Origin of the sequence: Paenibacillus motobuensis, from assembly GCF_039521865.1 — a bacterium.
Lineage (GTDB): Bacteria > Bacillota > Bacilli > Paenibacillales > Paenibacillaceae > Fontibacillus > Fontibacillus motobuensis.
In genome coordinates, this window is sequence record NZ_BAAACX010000009.1 from 296,985 (window position 1) to 317,772 (window position 20,788).

20 protein-coding genes are annotated in these 20,788 nt (G+C 45.7%); 3 read left to right on the plus strand and 17 right to left on the minus strand.

The genetic code is table 11. The annotated features are described in order from the left end of the window. Window positions 1–12 precede the first annotated feature (12 nt). The 6 genes from ABD014_RS12050 to ABD014_RS12075 all read right to left on the minus strand — a co-directional run bounded on the left by ABD014_RS12050 (window position 13) and on the right by ABD014_RS12075 (window position 6,188). Complete coding sequence (locus ABD014_RS12050; RefSeq protein ID WP_343861290.1) at window positions 13–1,407, minus strand: sensor histidine kinase; 1,395 nt, start codon at window positions 1,405–1,407, stop codon at window positions 13–15. A gap of 5 nt (window positions 1,408–1,412) precedes the next feature. Next, window positions 1,413–2,126, minus strand: coding sequence for a response regulator transcription factor (locus ABD014_RS12055; RefSeq protein WP_343862087.1), 714 nt, complete (start codon window positions 2,124–2,126; stop codon window positions 1,413–1,415). A 126-nt stretch (window positions 2,127–2,252) separates the two neighbouring features. After that, entirely contained in the window at window positions 2,253–2,849 is a 597-nt protein-coding gene (locus tag ABD014_RS12060) for an acyl-CoA-like ligand-binding transcription factor (protein ID WP_343861292.1), read from the minus strand. Between the two features lie 119 nt (window positions 2,850–2,968). Then, entirely contained in the window at window positions 2,969–3,736 is a 768-nt protein-coding gene (locus ABD014_RS12065; RefSeq protein WP_343861295.1) for an ABC transporter permease subunit, read from the minus strand. Then, complete coding sequence (locus tag ABD014_RS12070; RefSeq protein WP_343861297.1) at window positions 3,733–4,659, minus strand: ABC transporter ATP-binding protein; 927 nt, start codon at window positions 4,657–4,659, stop codon at window positions 3,733–3,735. The genes ABD014_RS12065 and ABD014_RS12070 overlap by 4 nt, the downstream gene beginning before the upstream one ends. An 11-nt stretch (window positions 4,660–4,670) precedes the next feature. Further along, window positions 4,671–6,188 carry an MFS transporter gene (locus ABD014_RS12075; RefSeq protein ID WP_343861299.1) on the minus strand — a complete coding sequence of 506 codons (1,518 nt, stop codon included), beginning with the start codon at window positions 6,186–6,188 and terminating at the stop codon, window positions 4,671–4,673. A 201-nt stretch (window positions 6,189–6,389) separates the two neighbouring features. Between ABD014_RS12075 and ABD014_RS12080 the strand changes: the two genes are divergently transcribed. After that, window positions 6,390–6,950 carry an RNA polymerase sigma factor gene (locus tag ABD014_RS12080; protein WP_343861301.1) on the plus strand — a complete coding sequence of 187 codons (561 nt, stop codon included), beginning with the start codon at window positions 6,390–6,392 and terminating at the stop codon, window positions 6,948–6,950. On the opposite strand, the gene ABD014_RS12085 is transcribed toward ABD014_RS12080, so the two are convergent. The 9 genes from ABD014_RS12085 to ABD014_RS12125 all read right to left on the minus strand — a co-directional run bounded on the left by ABD014_RS12085 (window position 6,944) and on the right by ABD014_RS12125 (window position 16,472). Next, window positions 6,944–8,839, minus strand: coding sequence for a hypothetical protein (locus ABD014_RS12085; protein WP_343861303.1), 1,896 nt, complete (start codon window positions 8,837–8,839; stop codon window positions 6,944–6,946). The genes ABD014_RS12080 and ABD014_RS12085 overlap by 7 nt on opposite strands. 1 nt (window position 8,840) lies before the next feature. After that, window positions 8,841–10,091: a hypothetical protein gene (locus tag ABD014_RS12090; protein ID WP_343861305.1), complete on the minus strand. Its 1,251-nt coding sequence runs from the start codon at window positions 10,089–10,091 to the stop codon at window positions 8,841–8,843. Between the two features lie 18 nt (window positions 10,092–10,109). After that, window positions 10,110–10,970 carry an ABC transporter ATP-binding protein gene (locus ABD014_RS12095; protein ID WP_343861307.1) on the minus strand — a complete coding sequence of 287 codons (861 nt, stop codon included), beginning with the start codon at window positions 10,968–10,970 and terminating at the stop codon, window positions 10,110–10,112. A gap of 4 nt (window positions 10,971–10,974) precedes the next feature. Then, window positions 10,975–12,135: a hypothetical protein gene (locus tag ABD014_RS12100; RefSeq protein ID WP_343861309.1), complete on the minus strand. Its 1,161-nt coding sequence runs from the start codon at window positions 12,133–12,135 to the stop codon at window positions 10,975–10,977. A gap of 14 nt (window positions 12,136–12,149) precedes the next feature. After that, window positions 12,150–13,196 (minus strand): hypothetical protein, encoded by a 1,047-nt coding sequence (locus ABD014_RS12105; RefSeq protein WP_343861311.1) that lies wholly within the window; start codon window positions 13,194–13,196, stop codon window positions 12,150–12,152. Window positions 13,197–13,423: 227 nt separating this feature from the next. After that, window positions 13,424–13,801 (minus strand): hypothetical protein, encoded by a 378-nt coding sequence (locus tag ABD014_RS12110; RefSeq protein ID WP_343861313.1) that lies wholly within the window; start codon window positions 13,799–13,801, stop codon window positions 13,424–13,426. A gap of 274 nt (window positions 13,802–14,075) precedes the next feature. After that, the gene (locus tag ABD014_RS12115) at window positions 14,076–14,852 is read right to left on the minus strand and encodes an HAD family hydrolase (protein ID WP_343861315.1); all 777 of its coding nucleotides are present in this window, start codon (window positions 14,850–14,852) and stop codon (window positions 14,076–14,078) included. After that, on the minus strand, window positions 14,849–15,334 hold the full coding sequence (locus tag ABD014_RS12120; RefSeq protein WP_343861317.1) for a GNAT family N-acetyltransferase: 486 nt from the start codon (window positions 15,332–15,334) through the stop codon (window positions 14,849–14,851). Before ABD014_RS12120 ends, ABD014_RS12115 begins: the two co-directional genes overlap by 4 nt. A gap of 109 nt (window positions 15,335–15,443) precedes the next feature. Then, window positions 15,444–16,472: a UDP-N-acetylmuramate dehydrogenase gene (locus tag ABD014_RS12125; protein WP_343861319.1), complete on the minus strand. Its 1,029-nt coding sequence runs from the start codon at window positions 16,470–16,472 to the stop codon at window positions 15,444–15,446. Window positions 16,473–16,718: 246 nt separating this feature from the next. Here ABD014_RS12125 and ABD014_RS12130 point away from each other — a divergent pair, with 246 nt between their 5' ends. Next, window positions 16,719–17,615 (plus strand): cation diffusion facilitator family transporter, encoded by an 897-nt coding sequence (locus ABD014_RS12130; protein ID WP_343861321.1) that lies wholly within the window; start codon window positions 16,719–16,721, stop codon window positions 17,613–17,615. 53 nt (window positions 17,616–17,668) lie between these two features. Here ABD014_RS12130 and fabF read toward each other — a convergent pair whose 3' ends face one another. After that, window positions 17,669–18,904, minus strand: a complete 1,236-nt coding sequence (gene fabF / locus ABD014_RS12135; protein ID WP_343861323.1) for a beta-ketoacyl-ACP synthase II — start codon at window positions 18,902–18,904, stop codon at window positions 17,669–17,671. Between the two features lie 153 nt (window positions 18,905–19,057). Here fabF and ABD014_RS12140 point away from each other — a divergent pair, with 153 nt between their 5' ends. Then, complete coding sequence (locus tag ABD014_RS12140) at window positions 19,058–19,897, plus strand: helix-turn-helix transcriptional regulator (protein ID WP_343862089.1); 840 nt, start codon at window positions 19,058–19,060, stop codon at window positions 19,895–19,897. A gap of 80 nt (window positions 19,898–19,977) precedes the next feature. Here the strand turns inward: ABD014_RS12140 and ABD014_RS12145 are convergent, their stop codons facing one another. After that, entirely contained in the window at window positions 19,978–20,715 is a 738-nt protein-coding gene (locus tag ABD014_RS12145; protein ID WP_343861325.1) for a tyrosine-protein phosphatase, read from the minus strand. Window positions 20,716–20,788 lie beyond the last annotated feature (73 nt).

Sequence of the window (20,788 nt, forward strand, 5' to 3'; positions counted from 1 at the left end):
AAAAACCGCCCCTTATGAACCTATAGGCAGGAAAATATGAACCTTCGTTCCCTTTCCTACCGTACTGCTGATTCGTAATTCTCCGTGATGCAATTGAATGATTTGTTCGGATATGGCCAAGCCAAGTCCGCTGCCTGCGGTATGCTGATCCGCTTTATAAAATTTGTGAAGGACATTCGCCAACTGATCCTCTGCGATGCCTGCCCCTGTATCCTCAACACATATAACGGCATTTCCATGATCCCGATGTGCTCGGATCACGATTCTACCGCCGGGCTCGGTAAATTTAAGCGAATTATCCAGCAGATTAATCAAGACCTGCTTAAGCCGATTCACATCAGCTTGGATATGGGGAACGTCTTCGCCTACCCGCACCTCTAGCGCAACCCCTTGCCGGTCTGCTCTTGGACCGAGTTGGCTGGCGATTTGTCGAATCAGCTGTTCAAGATCAACAGAGGCAAGTTGAAGAGTAATTCTTCCGTTGTCCAATTTTGAGAAATCGAGCAGTTCATCCACCAAATGAGCTAACCGGTCGCTCTCCACCTCAATGATATCGAGTCCTTCTTGAACGAGCTGCTGGTTGTCGCGTCCATTTGCCTTGAGCGTAATGACCCAGCCCTTGATGGAGGTAAGCGGAGTTCTTAATTCATGGGAAATGGTGGAGATAAAATCATTCTTCAGTTCTTCACCCTTCAAAATTCTCGAGGCCATCATATTCAGCGTCTCCGCGAGAGAGCCCAGCTCATCCCGGTAACGCTTGCGCACCCGTATGCTGAAATCCCCTTCGGTCATCCGGTCTGCTGCATGTTTGAGATCCTTGATCGATCTTGTAATCGTCCAGGACAGCAGCAATCCGAGCGCTGTGACTATGGAAATGACAAGTAGGCCGACAGTGATCAGAATAACAGTGATCTGGTGGATCGTATGCAGCGTTGCTGTCAAGGAAGTAACGAATCTAACCTCGCCCTGCGTGACGCCGTTTTCATGTGCTTGTAAAGGATAGGATACCGCTAATACCGGCTCACTCGTTACCGGGTCCTTCCCCCTCCATATTCCGGGTACGCCAGAGATAGCGGTCTGTACATCCGGATATTCCGTCATAGAGAGGCCCCCCCGAACACCGCTGGAATCCTGCAATAGCTGGCCAGATGTGGTAATAATCTGTACCTGGGCCTCGGAATTGTGTGCGAAGCCGCTTAATAGGCGCTCCGATTGCGCCGCTAGATCCTCTTCAGCGAAATATTGCTGATAAAAGGAAGCTGACAGTTCAGCCTGATTCATCAAAATCCGCTCGACATTATGAAAATAATAAAACCTCACCGAAGCGATCAGGAAGATCTCAAGAATCAGTACGGTGAGGCAGATCACGACCATATAGCTTCCCACGAGCCTTTTCTGTATGCTCATGCTTCTTATCCGTCCTTCCTCCAACGGTATCCGAGTCCCCACACCGTCTCAATCCACTGCGGATCGGAGCAGTCATCCTCGATCTTCTCACGGAGCTTCCTCACATGCACATCCACCGTCTTCGGATCACCGACGAAATCCTCGCCCCATACGAGATTCAACAGTTCATTGCGGGATAACGCCGTATCAGGGTTCTCCAGAAAGGTTCGAAGCATCTGGAATTCCTTCGGTGTCAGCTCAATGACTTCGTCATGCTTGAACGCTTTATTGGAATTCATATCGACGCGAACCGGACCAGACTCCAGAATATGCCGCTGTGGGATGTAACGGTTGTCCATTCGTCGCAGTATGGCGTGTATTCGTGCGACAAGTTCGAGAGGATTAAACGGCTTAACGATATAATCATCAGCTCCGATCTCCAGCCCTTTGATCTTGTCCAAATCTTGTCCGCGTGCGGTTAAGAAGACAATAATGACAGAGGGATCCTTCTCCCGGATTCGTCTGCAGATCTCAAATCCATCGGCATCCGGCAGCATAATATCCAGAACGATAACATTCGGTTGATTCGCAGAATAGCTCTGTATAGCTGACTCGCCATCAGCAGCTTCATAGACTATGAATCCATTGTTCGATAAATTAATCGAAATAAAGCGTCGGATATGATCATCATCTTCACAGACCAATACTTGATTACGTGTTGCTGTATCCAAGATTTGCACCTCCCAACCATGGGCGTTAACGATAAAGTGGATATTACTCGAAATTGCAGATCTTGTCAAAAAACGAAGAACTCAAAAAGTCCAAACCCTGACAAGGTTTAGACTTGGCTCCCTAGCATTATAATCTTATAACGGCAACCCTTCTAGGAGGGCTAAAGATTCATCCAGAAGCTTTGCAAAATCGGCTTCAGGATGCTCAGACCAGTATTGCATCACTGAAAAATTGACTCCCATAACAGCGCCGGCTAGCGTTCGGATCACCAAATCGTCCTCTTTGCGCCCCATTCTTTCGGCAACAATTTTAGCAAACATCTGCAAAGATTGAGTTAAATTGTTCAGTGATGCTGCCCGCAGAGACGGCACACTCATGATAAGCTGGTTGCGTTCATAGACCGTCTTCAACTCCTCCGGCGACAGGTGGGCCATTCCTGAGGTTATTGCTTGCCGCAAGGCTTGAAGTGGGCTAAGTTCGGAAGACTGCTCCCCAAAAGCAGAGGTAAGAAGGGAATCATAATTATCAGTAATAACCACGTCTTCTTTAGTAGCGAAATACCGAAAAAAAGTACTCGGTGATATTTCTGCCGCCTCAGCAATTTGCTCCACCGTAGTTTCATGATAGCCAAATTCTTTGAAAAGACGCAACGCATGCATCTGGACAGCGGCTATAGTTTTGGCTTTTTTGCGTTCTCGCAACCCGAGGGCTTTCTGGTTACCTGCTGACACACTGCTCACTCCCAATAGATTAGCTCAAAGGTATATTGAACACCATCCGCAATGGACTTGCCCAAACATCAAATATAATAAGTTTAGCATGTTTGTTGAAAAGCAAGCAAGCTAATACCTTACAGATCCCTTCGAATAGTTCCCGCCCATCCTGCACAGCTCCCTGCTGCAAACAGTCCCAATGCGCCGATTACAGATAGGACAGGCAGCCCTTCTCCTTTACTCAAGGCCGCAGCATCAAATAATTGAAACAAGTTTACCTTACCCATCCAAATGAAGCTATCATTCATACCCGACAGTATGTTGAATAAGAACATAATGACTACAATTCCAATCCCCATCGACAAGGCGCCCCGCTCTGAGTCCAGCCAAGGTGAGATGGCGAATCCGATGCCCATAAAAGCGAGCGAGGTCAATAACCCTGCCAGCATCACGCTTGTTACTGCCCAGGGTGAATTGAGCATACCGATAGACTTACCAATCAGCAAGACAATTCCTGTAGAGACGGCAGCGATAAAGATCACTTGCGAAAGTTGTGCCAGCCACTTAGCCCAATAAATAGATGTTCGGCTATAGGGTAATGTAAATAAGAACTCCACGGTATAACGATCCCGCTCTTTAACAATAGAGCCAATAGCCCAACTCATAGAGAAAAATCCAACGAGAAGCAAAAAGAATGTAAATGGCTGTCCGGAGACCCATCCTTCAAAAGTAGAAAGATGCTCGGCATAGTTCTCCAATCGCTCCGCCTGCATTTTTTGGTTCACACTATCCAAATACGACTTGGAGGCTGCCGCCGGGATAGCCTGAAGAAGCCCTACGACAAATAAAGCAATCCAGAAGCTTCTTCTATTCTGGTTCAGCTCGTAACGGATCATTTTATTCATATTTGGCCCACCTCATCTGTTTCATTAGCTTCTGAAGCATACTCGCTCATAAACTTCTCCTCCAGCGACATTCTGCGTACGCTCAAATTCTTAACGGGCATACGAGACAGCATGGCGAGTACAGAACAGAGCTCTTTATTCTGAACACGGAATCGGTATACTCCGTCTTCATGCCTCGCATTCCGATCAATTTGACACAGCTCTTGCAGCCGATGGGCATCTTCGGAGGGAGAGCAAGAAACCTCAATGAAATGATCACTAATCGCAGATATTTCCGACACCGTTGATACTTGTACTAAGCGCCCGTCTCGAATAATAGCAACATGGTCGCATAATTTTTCAACTTCAGTCAGAATATGTGTCGAGAAGAACACAGTCGTTCCTTTTAGCTCATTCCATTCTCGGAGTATTTGGAAAAATTGTTGCTGCACAAGCGGATCCAGCCCCGAGGTTGGTTCATCCAATATAAGCAATTCAGGATTATGAATGAGGGCGAGCAGAATACCCAACTTCTTCCGATTTCCTAATGAATAGGATTTGATTTTCTGCTTTCCATTCCATTGAAGTCGTTCAGCATAGTCATGTATCCGGGACTTTTTTATATCTACTCCGTGTACACTTGCAGCGAAGCTTAGGGTTTGATGGCCGGTCATATCTGGGTAAAGCCGAATCTCAGAGGGGAGATAGCCTATTTTTCTGCGCAGGGACGGGTCATCACCTTGAACGCGGTGTCCCAAAACAAAAATCTTACCAGAAGTTGGAGCAATCAATTGCAGGAGCAGCCGTATCGTAGTCGATTTCCCTGCCCCGTTTGGTCCGATAAAGCCGAAGATCTCTCCTCGCTCTACCGTAAGATTCAAATCTATAACACCTCGTTTGCCGTTATATGTTTTATTCAGATTGCGGAGAAGAATGGCTGACATAGGACACCACCTTATTCATAGTTTTGCTTAAGCTCAGACGTCATGTTGGAATTTGTCTTCTTCTGTATACAGATCACTGATAACAGCATTCCCAACGCGGCTGCCCCACCGCATACCCATAGCATCATCTCCATTCCGGTCACGAAGGAAGCGCGTACTGAGCTCAATAACACGGTTGAGTCGAATTTCTGCGCCACGGCTACACCAGAGGATACGCTGCGCTGCACATATTCAGCTGCTTCTTTCGGCAAACCGTTCAAATCAACATGATTTCGATAGTAAGTGCCTAGAATTGTCCCTAATATGGCCACTCCCATCGTTCCCCCTACTTGCCGTAATGACATGATAAGAGCTGAACCGATACCGCTGTGCTCTGTCGATAACGCCGACATTGCGATGTCCATTGCTGCAGGCAAGGTTAATCCAATCCCAAGTCCGACGATAGTTAACCATATTGAAGTAAAACCGTATCCGCTATTTGCACCTGTATTGGTTCCAACTACTAAGCCGGTAACGAGTATAAAGAAGCCAAGAGTCAACGTAACCCGGGTACCCAACTTCAATTGAAGCTTGTCGGATAATGGTGCTCCAAGCAGAAGGCCAATAACTAATGGCAATAAGCGCAATCCCGAACCTAAGGCGTCAACCCCTTGAACGGCCTGGAAATATTGTGGCGTAACGAACAATACTCCGAACATCGTAAAGGATATGATAGCGGCCAATATCGAGCCCCATGTGAACTTGGATGATTGAAATAATGAGGGATCCACTAATGGTTGCTTAGTAAGTTTCTCCCATAAAGTAAATAATCCTAAGCACAATATCCCGCCAATCATAGTAGATAATGCTGCAACATTTCCCCATCCCTTCTCGCCGATCTCAATGACCCCGTAAGTCAAGCTGACCAGGCCAAGGCTTGAAGCAAGAATTCCTATTAAATCTACTCTTTGCTTTACTTCGCTTCGAGTTTCAGGCAGTAAGAGAATAACGGCGATCAGAGCAATAATGACTAACGGTATATTGATCAGGAAGACCGAACCCCACCAATAATGATTCAGCAGCCAGCCTCCTACAATCGGCCCCAGCGGAATACCGAGTGCATTCGCCATCATCCATGTGCCTATCGCCTTGGGGCGCTCCTGCTCAGAGAACAGTACCGGTATGATCGACATAGATAATGGCACCAAAAATGCGGCACCAAGTCCCAAAAGTGCCCGGCCAGCGATCAACTCCCAGGATGAACTGGCATAAGCACATACTACAGACGCCGCACCAAACATGACTAAGCCAATGATGAGCAGTTTTTTTCTTCCCCATCGATCACCTAGCAGGCCTGCTGGTAAGAGCATAGCTGCGAATACTAGGTTATATGCATCCGCAAACCACTGTAGCTCCCCATTCGTTGCATGCAGCTCTGTTGCTACGACGGGTAAAGCCAGGTTAAGAATCGTCATATCCAGTCCAACTGCTAGGATTCCTACAGCAAGAGCCCCCAGTACCCACCATCTTTGTTTCACTTGATTAATCATGATAGCAACCTCCTTTTGTTATTCGGATTATATTGACATACTATATCATTTGATAGTTAGTGTCAAAATATTTATTTCTACATTATGTCGCCATGGAGAAATATTAAAAAGAGGCAATCTATAAAGATCGCCTCTTTTTAATATTTATGGTATAATGACCATAATATATAAATTATACATATATTTGGAAAGGAGAATTCTTTGTATCCAGTAAACCTGAATGATGAAGTCTACACCGAGGAATTATACAACAAATATTACGAGCAAATTTATGCCTATTGCAAGAAACGTGTAAAATGGCAGGAGAAATTCAATGATATTGCCGAAGATTGTACTCAAAGCACCTTTCTCGAAGCTCATAGGCAGCTTTCCAGCTTAAGATCGCATCCTAATATCGAAGGCTGGTTATACACGACCGCCCGCAACATGATCAACAACGCTTATAGGAGCCTATATACCAAGAAGCAGCGCGAAGTTATTCTTGATGAGACAATCTCCAATTCTCTGATGCAATTGGATCAGGAATTAGAGCAGTTGTTCCAAGAAGCCCTCAATTTCGACCAGCTGTGCATTGAAATTTTGGGAAGACTAAGCAGACAAGAAAATGAGCTATATACCGATTATTATCAGAACAGACTGACTATAGCGAGTCTATCCAAGAAGTACGGTATTTCCGCCACTGCAGTCACAACCAGAATCCATCGGCTGAAGAAGAAGATTAAGATGATTATTAGCAAACATTATAGCGAACATCTTTATTGAGCAATTTTATAGGTTAGAATCTGCTTATCATCGAGCAAGCTTCTATAATGCAGCGAACCGTTCTCGATTCGGAAGTTGTCGGTATAGAGTGAATCCAGCGCGTGTACTTTGCCCTCCTGTTCTTTATATACACTGAGCCGATACTGATGATCTATATAGTAAATATCGCCATTATAATAGACTAGAGACATTCCTCCCTTTACATCCCGAGCTATGATCTTCTCTCGGCCAGTATTCCGGTTGATCTGCACCAGCTCCGAGTTCACTACAAAATAAATGTTGTTCTCATTTAGAACCAAGCAGTAGATTAAAGAGGTGTTCCTGGCCATCTCTTCCAAGTCTTGTTGACCTGAAGCGATCCCGAAGAAGTCTTCCGTATTCTCAGGTACACTGTTATAAATCAGCTTCTGACGGAAGTTCTTCAGGTCAATGCCATATATTCGTATCCCTTCCGCCCCTAGAGTTTGAGTAACGTAATAGCACCACCCGTCGCGGACGAATATGGCGGAAATATCCCCTTTCTGGATGAACGGTTCGCGTGTTAGCAGAAATTCCTCTCCTGTATCGATACTTTTGGCAGTAATTATATTATTCTCCTCGTCCAGACTGATGGCGTATCCGGCCGTCTCTCCATAATTTCTTGCATCACGGGCGTCGAAAGTGAAAATATCCTTAACCTTCCCAGCATGTTCACACCCGCTTATGATCAAGCAGCAGATGATAAGTAGACTAAGAGACAATGGAAATTTGTTTCGCATTCTATGCATTAAGCGCCTCTTCAGCATATATTTTGAATATTTTTTGAGACTGTATAAATAGAGTAGAGCCATTTCAATAGCATACCCGACGATCAGGAATAAGAAGGTCTTCCTTCCGATGGCCTGGAATTGAACGATCTTCTCGACACTACCCTGATCATTATACGCGCTCGTATAAACCGTTCCCCATAAATACCCTGTCCCAGCGAGCAGTCCTGAAGGCAGAGGAAGATAATAGAGCCAAGGTTTGCTCGGAAAAAGAATGTATGGCAGAAATATTAGAACACTGCTTATAAATAAGGTAATAACCGTATTTTTAGTAATAATACCTGTCAGAGAGATGCAACCGGCAAACAAAGCCGCCCCCAGCATACGGACCAGTAGGAGAATAAGGAACGCCTGATTTAACGTGACAGGGTATTCACTATTCGCAAAGAACTCCAGACTTTGCAGCGGGAAGCTTCCATTCCTCAAGCCTACCATTCCATTCAGGCAAAAATACTCGATCAGAGTAAATAAAACCGTGGTGGCCATAGCCATCATCACGCCGATTGCAAGCTTGACCATACCTGTCTGATATTTGCCTTTGGAACTCGATAGCAATAAAGCGTCCATCCCGGACTCGTACTCGTAACAAAATAAAGGCGTTAATACAATAATCAGACTGAGAAGCAGTACAAAATCAGGCCTGCTGTGGCCAAGCAGCGTGCTCCATCCCCTCTCGTCTATCAAATACCGTTCTTCAGGCGCTTCCTTGGCATAGTAATATTGATTATAGACTACATTGAATACGGCGTTGTTCTTTATCCGCTCATAGTATTGTTTACTCGTCTGTTCATAGACTTCCTGTCCAATGCTCCCATCCTTCCACTGACGCGCCAGCCCATCCAATTCGGCATTAGCATGCACAACAGCATAATACTCCTCTTGCAATTGCTGTTCTTTAGCTTCCGTAAGCTTGCCTTCATAGAGTTTGATATAGGCGGTGTAGCCTTCCGGGTTCCGATTGATGATTAGATTAGAGTCGTATCCCTGCTGCAGGGTCAAAGCGATTTTTAAAACAATCATCATCGCAATGACCAGCACTCCTTTTTGCTTAATTAGAATTTTTCGCCATTCTTGGTACAACATATCAAGCCCCTTCCTTTACAGGAAACATGGTTCGTCTGCTTAACTTCTTTGAGGTGCTGAACCAGCGAATCATGAAATACAGCGTGATTGAAAGGATGAACTGCATCACTAAGCAAGCCGTCAACCTGAGGACGAACATATTTCCGATATTCATTCCTAGCATTTCCATGAGCAGTTCATTTCCTTTGAGTAAAGTGAACGGACTTAATAGCGCCCAGAGCGTCTTTCCTGTCTCCACCGAGGCTAGATAGCCGCTGGCATATATGCCGCCAACCATAAGTAGGGCGCCTAGCATATAGGGATAGAGCGCACGCTGGAACCATGCTGACAATAGACACAGCCAAAGCCCGATCGCGACAAAGCCAGCCATTTTGACCAAACATAATAACATGTAAAAAGAACCGATAGATAGCGAGAAAGGCGTATATTGATAGGCTTCAATAGCATAGACCGGCATACCCGGACCAGAAAGTCCATAGAGAGTTCTAAATGTCAGCAGGTTTAGGCTAGAAAATACCAGCAGCAGGAATACGATATATACAAGTACTGATATCACCTTTGCCAGGCTCATATTTCCTTTACCTTTTCTGCTGGACAGAATCAGATCGTCCATCCTGGTTTCTTTCTCGTTCGCATAGATCGGAACAAGCCCCAGAAGCAGGAGCAGCATCATGAGCAAATCCGAGAATCGATATTTGAACAGAAGCTCCCAGGGCTTGCCATCATAGAAGACGGTGATCTTCCTCCCGCTATATTGATCCTGAATATATTTGTTTTTGGCCTGCTCAAAGCTATTATTATATCTGCTATAGAATTCAATATTGTCTTTAGCCTTTTCAACTACTTCATTCATTTGGTTCTCGTAACTAGCCGCGTATTTCATCGGTTCATAGAAGTATTTCGTGATCATTACATAATCATTCCAGACATGCCCCGTATACGTATCATCCTGTTGTTCCCTGCTGTACGTCCTATCTGCCGTCAATGAACCCAGCCGCTCATGCTCATCATTGACAAAACGGGCTTTGTCCGCAGTTAACGGGCCATCCAGCTTCTTATGCATACGATGATAGAAGTCCCATTCCACCTTCGTCTCGCTGGAATGCGGCATGAAGTAACCCATCAATCCATCTCCGCTTAAGTAACCCAGGTATATAATGCAAGAATTTAGCACTACGAATAGGAAGATGGCAGCCAGAATATGGCCCCTTATATAATTTTTACGGATTTCATAATAAACAAGTCTTAGCATAAATGCTGTACCCCTAGTTTATTTTTCAAATATGGACAGGAACACATCCTCTAGCGAAGGTTGAGCTTGCTTGCTCCTTCCCGGCGGTGCTTCATCGCTGACAATCCGCAGAGAGAACTCTCGATCCAGGCGCTTCACATTTCTGACCTGGTATCTCTCAACCGTCTCCTCGACTTCCACTTCACCGACAATAATATCCCATACCTTCCCCTCGACGCTCTTCTCTAGTTGTTCCGGGGAACCCTGCATAACAAGCTTGCCTTTGTTCAAAATTAAAATTTCCTTGGCTATATACTCCACATCGGGAACGATATGAGTCGCCAGCAGCACCAGCTTATCCCTGGACAATCTGGAGATAATGTTGCGAAATCGGATCCTCTCCCCCGGGTCCAGCCCGGCAGTAGGTTCATCGAGGACGAGAATATCCGGCCTGTTCAGTATCGCCTGGGCAATGCCGAGTCGCTGCCTCATCCCTCCCGACAAAGCGCCAACCTTCTTCTTGTAAGCGTCGGTGAGATTGACCAGTTCCAGCACTTCCTCCAATCGGCTGTTAACCTGGCGTTTTGGAATGCCTTTGAGCGCACACATATATTTTAGAAATTCGTCAGTACGAAAGTTTTTATAGAATAGGGGGTATTGAGGCAAATAGCCAATTCGGTCTAAATACCGGGTTCCCATATGCTTAACATCAATTCCATCAAGAAGGATTCTGCCATCCGTTGCCTCCAGAATTCCGATCAGAATGCTGATCAGTGTAGTCTTGCCCGCACCGTTGTGGCCTAATAGCCCATATACTCCTTCAGATAGCGTAGCATTAAAATTATCCAGGGCTGCTTGCTTACCATATAATTTCTTGATTTGGTCGAATTTCAGTTCCATCTCGTTATTCCTCACTAACAAATGGAAGGAAGTAATATTTACTTTCCGCAAACACGATGAGATTATAAACAGCCGGGTTGACTGACGGATCTAGCCGCAACGCCTTGCTCTCCTGCTGCACAGGTTTAAAGTTCTCTTCTTTCACCACATCTTCGGATTTCAGCTTATACTGACGGATTCGGTAGCTGAGTTCGTCCTCTTGATTGACGGCAAGCAAGTACTTTCCATCTTTCGTTACTCTGGCCATCGTGCTTTCTGTCCCATCTACTTGCATTACAAAGGCTTCTCCCGTCAGGATATCAATGATTATAACTTTGCCGCTTGAGGTATTGCTCACTGGATTAATTACATCGGTAATGCTGGCATATTGATCCGAAATTTGAATATCGCTGCCTTGATACTGCTTCTCGGTATGGACCGATATTTTTTTAGCTCCAAGCTCAATAAGCCCATAGCTTAATTCCCCTTCTGCATGATCTGCCTGGCTGCCGAAGAATACCAGTTTATTGTTATCCTGTGTAAACGCGACCCTCTCAAAAATCACTTGATTATTCGTATCGTCAAAAATAGTAGTCAGCTCACCAGCAGGGACATCATACATATACAGACTCATAATATTGGCCCAGACGATTTTAGTTCCGTCGTTCGAGACAGCCGCAAACGGTTCATTCTCAATAAGCTCCTTCGGCAGAACTTGGGTTAAGTCAATTTCCTTCTGTAGTTTCAATGCTTCGTTATATATTCGAACTAGTTTGCCGTTTATTTTCTGCGGATATGAGATAATTTCAAGCCCTGACGATTGCTTAACTTGAACCGGTTTATCGGCCAACAATACTTCGACGACATAACCTTGATCCCATTTCATGATGTTCTTGGCGAAACTGTTCTTATCTAGCGTAATGGACTCCATCTCTGCATTTGTCGTAAGATCAGACAGAACCAGACGATTCGTCTTATAGTCAAAATTCAAGTCATGGAAAATATCCTCAACTCTATTGGCGTCGTTCGCATTATTTTGCGGTTTCTGTCCGAATGCGTTCTCGGTGTTAATCTCGTTCTGAGCGATCTTCTTGCCAGCGTCGATGGATTCTCCGTTTTTAAAACAAGCCGTAAGCAGTACAACGGTACATAGTAAAATAAGTATCGTAAAGAGCTGTTTTCTCATATCTCGCCTCTCCATTATGATTCATTCACTAATAACTGAGATTTTGTCTTGAGCGGTGAATTACTGTTCGTCAAATAGTCTTTGCCTGACACGACAGAAACAGCGTAGATCGTATTAATCTTTCCTAAATCGCTTGTATTCAGCTCCAGCTCCACCGTGTTCATCTTGCCTTTCTGCAGCACCGTCTCCACGAAATCGGAGCCCATGATTTGAACCGGAATATGATTCACAAAAATTGTAGTACGATATGTCGTCTCTAAGCCGCCATAAATACGAAACTTCAGCTTCGCCTTGCCAATCTTGGCCGAGATCGAATTGCTACCCGGGTCCTCCGGAAGCAATTCGATCGTCGTCGTTTCATCCAGGTAGTCGGAGCTTCCATCGGTGATGATCGTTTCCGCCTGATTCCGGATCTCTTCCGGGATATCTTGGACGGCCGCTTCGGAATAGGAATGTAATTTGCTTGTGCCGGCAATGTCACTCTTGAAATAAATTTCTTGCGGTAAAGTAGCGTTTAAACTGTGATATATACCATAGTTCGTTTTACTCTCGTCCTCGGGTTCATAATCAGGCTGAAGAATCGTTGCGAAAACAACGCCTGCTTTGTCCCCTTTTTGTCCGATGACCGGCGTAAACACGATATCAAATTGTTTGGACTCTTCATTTTTTAAATAGAATTTGTGCATTACCTGTTCCTTGCTGGATGTGCCGTTATTCTCTTCAATCCTGTAAGGCTGCGATACCCCATCTAAGAAAACAAGCAATCCGAAATCCGAGCTTACATCTTTGTCCATTCCCGTCACTTTAAAAGGGATGCGAATTTCCTCTCCACTGTATTCAAATACCTGCTGTTCATCATTAGCAGTGACAGGACCAAAAGAAAAAGCGCCCATTCCTCGTTGGGAGGAGTCACTGGCAAATATGTCCGAAGGCGATTCATCTCCGATACTCCCGTTCACGTTGCTGCTATTTACCGCTGGTTCTGACTTTACATTAAAACATCCTGCCAATAGAAAACATAAACTCACTATCATCATTGCACTAATCATAGATTTCCTCACATTTACACTCCTCATCATAATCTTTTCATTATTAACGTTAGTTTTATTTTCTTTGTTGCTTCTTTTTAGAAAATATTTTATTTTTTACCTCTTAATTGAAATTGGTCCAATAGTAAAACTAGCATGACTTTGTAAGCCAAGCTTCGCTCACATCGTCATGCTATACGGTACAATATTAAGTAATACGTTATTCAATTATGGAACTATGTGGATATTATTGGGAATGATTAGAATGTGCTCGCTAAGTATTTTGCGACGCTGCCATTGCCTCTTGCTTCGTGTGCACTGAATGCAGCCAGTTTCGTAGCCGTCAGATTGGTAGCGCTAATCGATGAGGAGCTTCCGCCAGTCACTGTTCTTGACACATTTGCCAGCATTTTTCCTGTTGCATTATCTTGGACTTCCAAGGTGGTAATTACTTTTGTAGAGGAGTTATATTTTGTAATAGATGTATTAGCTGTTACCGTTGATCCGCTCTTTGACAGAGTATAAGTAAATGTTCCAAATTCACTTGTACTCACCGAAGCGGCACTCGCGCTTCCGGCAAAGGCCATTACCATAATTGCAGTTGCAGCACCTAGAACTTTAACTTTGAAATTTTTCATACACCTATCGTCCCTCTCATTTTAAATTGGATTCTCTATATTACTTAATAATTGCACCCATCATTAATCTGTCTGAAATGCGAGTCTCTTGTTTCACTTTCTCTTAAAATGTCATATAAACTAGAATATATTACATAATATCCCTTACATACTATTACATTACATTCAATCGGCAAAATCACACCCTTTGCAAAAATTTATTTTTATTTTTTTGGATTAAAGATAAAAAAGCCTCAATCCTAATTGATTTAGGCTGAGGCGCTGCATATTTATGCTAATCTATTCTCTCTAAAACGATAGCTACTCCGTCTTTATCATTAGTATCGGTAATCTCGTCGGACAGCCGCTTCAACTCTTCAACCCCGTTTGCCATTGCGATAGACCGGCCGCAAACGTTAAACAGTCCGATATCATTCATGTCGTCTCCAAAGACGATCACTTGATCCAGTGTTATATCCATTCGATGACATAAGGTGATGAGAGCATTTTCTTTCGACGCTCTACTGGATGAAATCTGAACGAGTTGCCCCTGATCCGTAACCAGTATGTTCAGTTCTGCTCCGAACTTCGCCTGAAAAGGGTTGATGTCCATATCTCCTGAGAACAAAATCTTCGTCGCAGCAAGCTCCCGGAGCTCTTCCAACGGTTTTACGATCGGATGGCCCTTCACCCTCATCAAGGTCGTATAATCATATTCCTTCAAGCTGAACCATTGATCCTCCACCTCGAGACTGATATCAAGCCCGGGATTGCGACTCAGGCAATAATCTAATATTTTTGCGGTAAGATGTACTTCAATCGGTTCATGATGGGAAATACCGGTATGCTTACAGCTGATCATGGCCCCGTTATAGTATATAAACGAACCAATGCTGAGCAGCTCTTCCGGCAGAAAACGCTTCACTGCCCGTGGTGGGCGTCCGGTAGCGAAAATCACCTTCATCCCTAATCGGTAACAACGAAGCAGCGCGCTTAAGTTCCTGACTGATACCTGCTTGTCTGAATTCAGAAGAGTTCCGTCCAGATCCAACACGACAGCGGCATATCTCATAGCTTGCTACTTAGTACAACAGATGTCTCAATCTGCCTTTCCGGAATGTCCCAGTATTTCTTGAGCAGCCTTTGCTTCTCCTCTGAGGTGACCAGTTCAAATCCGCTCTTCTTGTAAAAACGGATGGCCCATTCTGCAGCTTCCCAAGTGCCGATCAGGATCGGTTTGTCGGTTAATTCAATCAAATGTGCGAGCAGTTGGCTGCCTATCCCCTTCTGGCGGAGCTTAGTCAAGACATAGGCGTGCCTGATCAAGCTAACATCCCCTTTATCCTGAATGCCCATCACGCCGATCAGTTCATCTTGATGTTCATATCCCCAGAACACAACTCCAGCCTGGATCTCGGACTTCAGCTCGTTCAGTTCCATGTAAGGTTCATGGTACCGATCATCGGGGATGATCCCTCGATAAGCGCTTGCTGCATCATTAATAATTCGGTGCATTCGTTCGATGTCTTCGTCCCTGCACAATCTAATCATCATTTTCCTCCTCTAAACTTAAATAAAAAAACGCCTCGGCCTGGATGCTCTAATCCGGGTCGAGACGTGTTTGTATACGAGCTTTTTTCCATAATACACTGCATCTATATTTTTACTTTACAATGACCAGTTCCGGTTCGGGAACGAAATTGAAGCTTTTATGGAGAGCTTCCTGGACGATTTTGATGAGTTCTATCACATCAGCTGCCATTGCTCCACCGCGGTTCTGAATGACATTGCCATGCACCGGAGAGATCATCGCATTACCGCGAGCAGTTCCCTTAAGCCCGACGCTCTCTACCAACTTACCGACCGGCGTTCCGATCGTATAATCGTTCTTAAATACGGAACCGCAGGAAGGGTAATCGAAATGATTTTTCCCTGTCCGATCATGAACGACATTCATCATTGCCTCAGGAACCGGCTTGTTGCCCCCTTCTAATGAAGCCAAATAACTACGATAAAAACGATAGAAGCTTGATAAGCTGGAATTATCGATGCTCTCCCTGACTAGGGGCTGGTTCAAATAACCATTGATCCGTTCAAAATCAAATACCGCTCCTGCTGTTTTTATCTTCAAATCAGCTCCAGTGATGAACCAAGGCTGGTGCTGGAAAATAGATTGCTTATAAGCAAATTGACAATCGTCCACATGGATGCTCTGGATTCCTCTCCCTGGTGTATCCAGATCGATATAGTATACCGTATCTAGATAATCGCACATCACATTATCAAAGTATTTGGCATTCATGTAGACGCCACCGCCCAGCGTACCCGGCAGCAGGAAAGTGAAGTGATAATCTGTGAAGCCGCTGAGATCGCCGAATAGCGATAACATCGATAGCGGAGTTCCTGCCGACACATATAGGAGATCTCCTCTTGGCATAACTTCGATATGGTCACGCATCGATATATATATCGTCTCAGGATCGGGATGATCGGGCAGCAGCAAGTTTGATCCCATCCCGAACATGACCGTTTGCATTCCGCTGGATTGAGCTAGATCTAATAATAGTACAATATCCTCTGTGCATCTGGGTTTGGCGACAAACCGGGCCATCCCTCCGATTTCATAAGTTGAATATTTCGATAAATTCTCATTCTCTTTGCATATCTGGGTTAGTCTGTGATCCCAAAACATGGGTAAGTCTCCTTTCAACAATAAGAAAACCTCTAACGAGGCCATTCAAAGAAAAACCGCTAATGAAGCGGACTCTATAAGTATATATAGTTATAGGTCTCTATACAAGATATGTGCCTGATTTCCGATTTGCGCTATGGAATAAGAACGTAAGGTTTGAATAAGGCGGCTAATTTCGACGGAGACTACACGAGTAATATAATGAGGTAGTACAATAAAAGAAAGAACTTTAAGGTTGTGATCTGAATGAACGGTTCCAGAACAGCCAGTCTGTCTGTGTTCAGTAATACTTTTATCGTTATATTGAAGCTCATTGTTGGCTTCCTGACCGGCTCCGTTGCCGTCATCTCAGAAGCGATTCATTCTGCTCTGGACTTGGTAGCCTCGTTAATTGCCTTTATATCCGTTCGTATCTCAAGCCGTGCCGCAGATCGCGGCCATCCGTATGGGCATGGGAAAGTAGAGAACATATCGGGAACAATCGAGACGCTGCTCATCTTTGTAGCCGGCTTATGGATCATTTATGAATGTGTGCAGAAGCTGGCCCATCCTTCCCCGGTCGAGCTTCCGCATCTCGGAATTATCGTCATGTTTATCGGCGCAGCGATCAACTTCGTCGTATCAATGAAGGTAAAGCGTGCCGCAGCTGAGACTCATTCCGTAGCTATGAAATCCAACGCACTGCATCTCCTTACCGATGTATATACTTCGCTCGGCGTTGGAATCAGCCTATTTCTGGCCGCGCTCACGGGCTGGACCATTCTTGATCCTCTGATCGGAATCGTGCTCGCCTGCTATATAATGTGGGAAGCCTACAAGCTTATGAAAGAGTCCTTCCCTCCGTTGATCGATGCTCAACTAACTGAGGCGGAAGAAGAGCAGATTTTGCAGGCAATAGCTCTATACGATACCCAGTACATTGAAATCCATGATTTCCGTACCCGTCGCTCCGGGCCTGAGGAATATATCGACTTTCACCTCGTGCTTCCATCTAAAATGGACATAGAAACCGCGCACCAGCTCTGCGATAACATTGAGACGGCCATTAAACGCATTTTTAACCGAGCTCAAATACTCATACATGTCGAACCCGAACATGAGCAGAAGCATGCTGGCATCCATATAGCTCCCAAGAATAAATAAGAAGAGACCGCAAGCCTCCGGCTTCATATTCACGGTCTCTCTTCTTCTTTGTTTTAATTAAATTTTCTTAACACAATGACTGCATTATGTCCACCGAATCCAAAAGAATTGGACATGCCGATCTGTAGGTTCTTCTTTCTCGCTTCATGCGGAACATAATCCAGATCGCAGATTGGATCCCGATCGTTCAGGTTGATCGTCGGCGGGATAATGCCCTCCTGAAGGCTCTTAACGAGAGCGATCGCTTCAACGGCACTGGATGCGCCAAGCAAATGGCCTGTCATCGATTTATTGGCTGTTACGGGAACATCATACGCTGCAGCTCCAAATAACTTCTTAATCGCCTTCGTCTCCGAGATATCCCCTATCTCCGTACTCGTCGCATGGGCGCTAATTACATCAATCTGCCCTGGCTCAATTCCGGCATCCTTCAGCGCGAGCTCCATCGCATGGTACGCTCCTATTCCGTCCGGATGAGTCGCCACCATATGATAGGCGTCGGAAGTTGCTCCATAGCCGATAACTTCGGCATAAATCCTGGCGTTTCTCCGCTCGGCATGGGCCAGCGATTCCAGCACAACGATCCCCGCACCCTCCGCCATTACGAAGCCGTCGCGATCCCGATCGAACGGTCTGCTCGCCTGTTCTGGTGCATCGTTGCGGCTTGATAATGCCCCAGCGTTGCCGAAGCTGGCCAGCGATATTTCCGTAATCGCTGCTTCCGTGCCACCGGCAATAATGACATCAGCACCGCCAGCACGAATCAGCCGTGCAGCCTCGCCTATCGCGGTATTGCCTATCGAGCAGGCTGTTACTGGAGAGAGGGTCGGCCCGGTCGCTCCATATTTAATGCTTATCATTGCTGCAGCCATATTAGAGATCATCATCGGCACCAGTGTCGGGCTGACTCGCTGAGCCCCTCTGTTCTTCAGCTGATCATGTTGGTCGATCAGTGTCTGTATCCCGCCTACGCCCGAACCGACATAGACCCCCAGACGCAGCAGATCAATCTCATCTAGATTCAGACCAGAATCCTTAACGGCCTGATCCGCAGCAACCATAGCGAATTGGCAGAAGCGGTCCATACGTCTCGCTTCTTTTCGCCCAAACTCCGCTTCGGCATCGAACTCTTTTACAAGCCCGGCAATCCGGGTTTTATGCGTTGAAGCATCAAATGTATCAATAGGCGATATTCCTGATTTCCCATGTATAAGACTGTTCCAGAAGCTGTCCACTTCATTTCCGACAGGCGATATAACGCCCATTCCTGTAATCACTACTCGTTCCATCGTTCATTCTTCCTTTCTATCTGATCCAGCTCGGTCAGAACCTTGCTCACCATCCATCTTGTCACTTTCATTATGCTATTACAAGTTGTGTGTTATCATAGTATAAGGACTACTAGTCTAACGAGTTCGATCTTCATGAAGGGTGGATGAATGATGAAAGATCAAGGAAGGCTTCAGGCCTTATCGGAATTTCTCAAGGCTAGCCGGGCCAAAATTTCGCCGGAATCGGTCGGGTTTGCGCACGGTACGCGTCGGCGTACGCCTGGATTACGCAGAGAAGAAGTGGCGCAGCTGGCTGGGGTGAGCCCGACCTGGTACACCTGGCTAGAGCAAGGCAGAGATATTCAGGTATCCACCTCTGTATTGGATTGTGTTGCTACAGCACTGCAATTAACCGTTGACGAACGGAAATACCTGTTTGCCCTGGCCATGGGTCCTGTCTCTCCTGCCGCCCGCTCCAAAGACGAGCTTGCAGAGATCAGCCCTGCTTTGATCAAGATTATTCAGGAGCTGCGCTACTGTCCGGCGATTATCACTGACCGCCATTATAATATCGTGGCCTGGAATGCGGCGGCTTCTCAGGTATTCATCAATTTCGACAGCATTCCCTATGAGCAGAGAAATATGATCTCACTCCTCTTTACAAGGAAGGAATTACGACGACTCGCCGTCAATTGGGAAGATTTCGTCAGCGGCTTCCTGGCGATCTTCCGCGCTTATTATGGCCAGTACGTAGAGGATGAATGGTACGAGCAATTCATTGCTGAAATGAACAGGGCCGCGCCGGAGTTCAACACCTTATGGCAGCAGAGCAAGGTAAGTACCGCGCCAGAGGTGCTGATTGAATTCAGACACGCCAAAGCTGGCAAGATGTTATTTCATCTCACCTCTTTCCAGGTACAGGGTGACGCCGATTTGCGCTGCAGCATTTACACCCCCGCCCCCGAATCGAATACAGAGAATAAACTGAGAAGACTGCTGGAGAGACAGTAAGCAGATCGTTTGATAAGCTACGTGAACACAAAAAAACCTGCAAAAATGCAGGTTTTTGACTCTACCGTTCATTCTGTGACCTAGGCCTGCAACAGTTTATGTCTTAACGTCTCGATCTCGTCCGTACGAAGACCGTTAGTGGTCAGATATTGCTCTGCCCCGCCATAAACCGAATAGAGATGATCGAGCATAATCTCCATGTTTTCGGGTGCACTGCCCATAAAGGCACGGTACTCCTCCAGCGACATTTCTGCCGGGTGATCCTTCACCATCTCATCGATAATTGGGGCCAGGTTCGTCTCCGTCTCGGCATAATCGCTAACAATGGTCTCCCGGGGGGCTCCTGCCAGATCCAGCAGAAGTGCAGCGATAACACCTGTCCGGTCCTTGCCAGCAGAGCAGTGGAACAGCAGCCCGTTCTCCGCCTCCGCAATACGGCTGAATACTTCCGCGATCAACGGCCCGGAGGTGTCAAGCAGTATTTTATACATATCACCGAGGTTGCGAATGTCTCTTAGCTTCGTAGTCGCTGGATTTACCAACGAGATGTTATAATAATTGACCCCCTGATGATCTGCAAAAACATCCTTCTTAGCGGACGTCTCATCATGGAAGCGCAGATCAATTATCGTCCTTACTCCCAGCTTCAGAATCAATTTCTGGTCGCGCACCGAGAGCTGGTGCAGACCATCTGCACGGAACAAGCGTCCTCGCTGTACCATTTCACCGGCCATTGTCTCATATCCGCCAATATCACGCACATTATAAGCTCCGTCCAATTTGAGCAGACGTTCCAAGCCGTTCTTTGCCGTTCTCAATAGAATAACCGCCTTTCACAGGATCCTTACTTGTCGGATACCTATTAGCAAATCAACAGGCAAATCCGCAGCT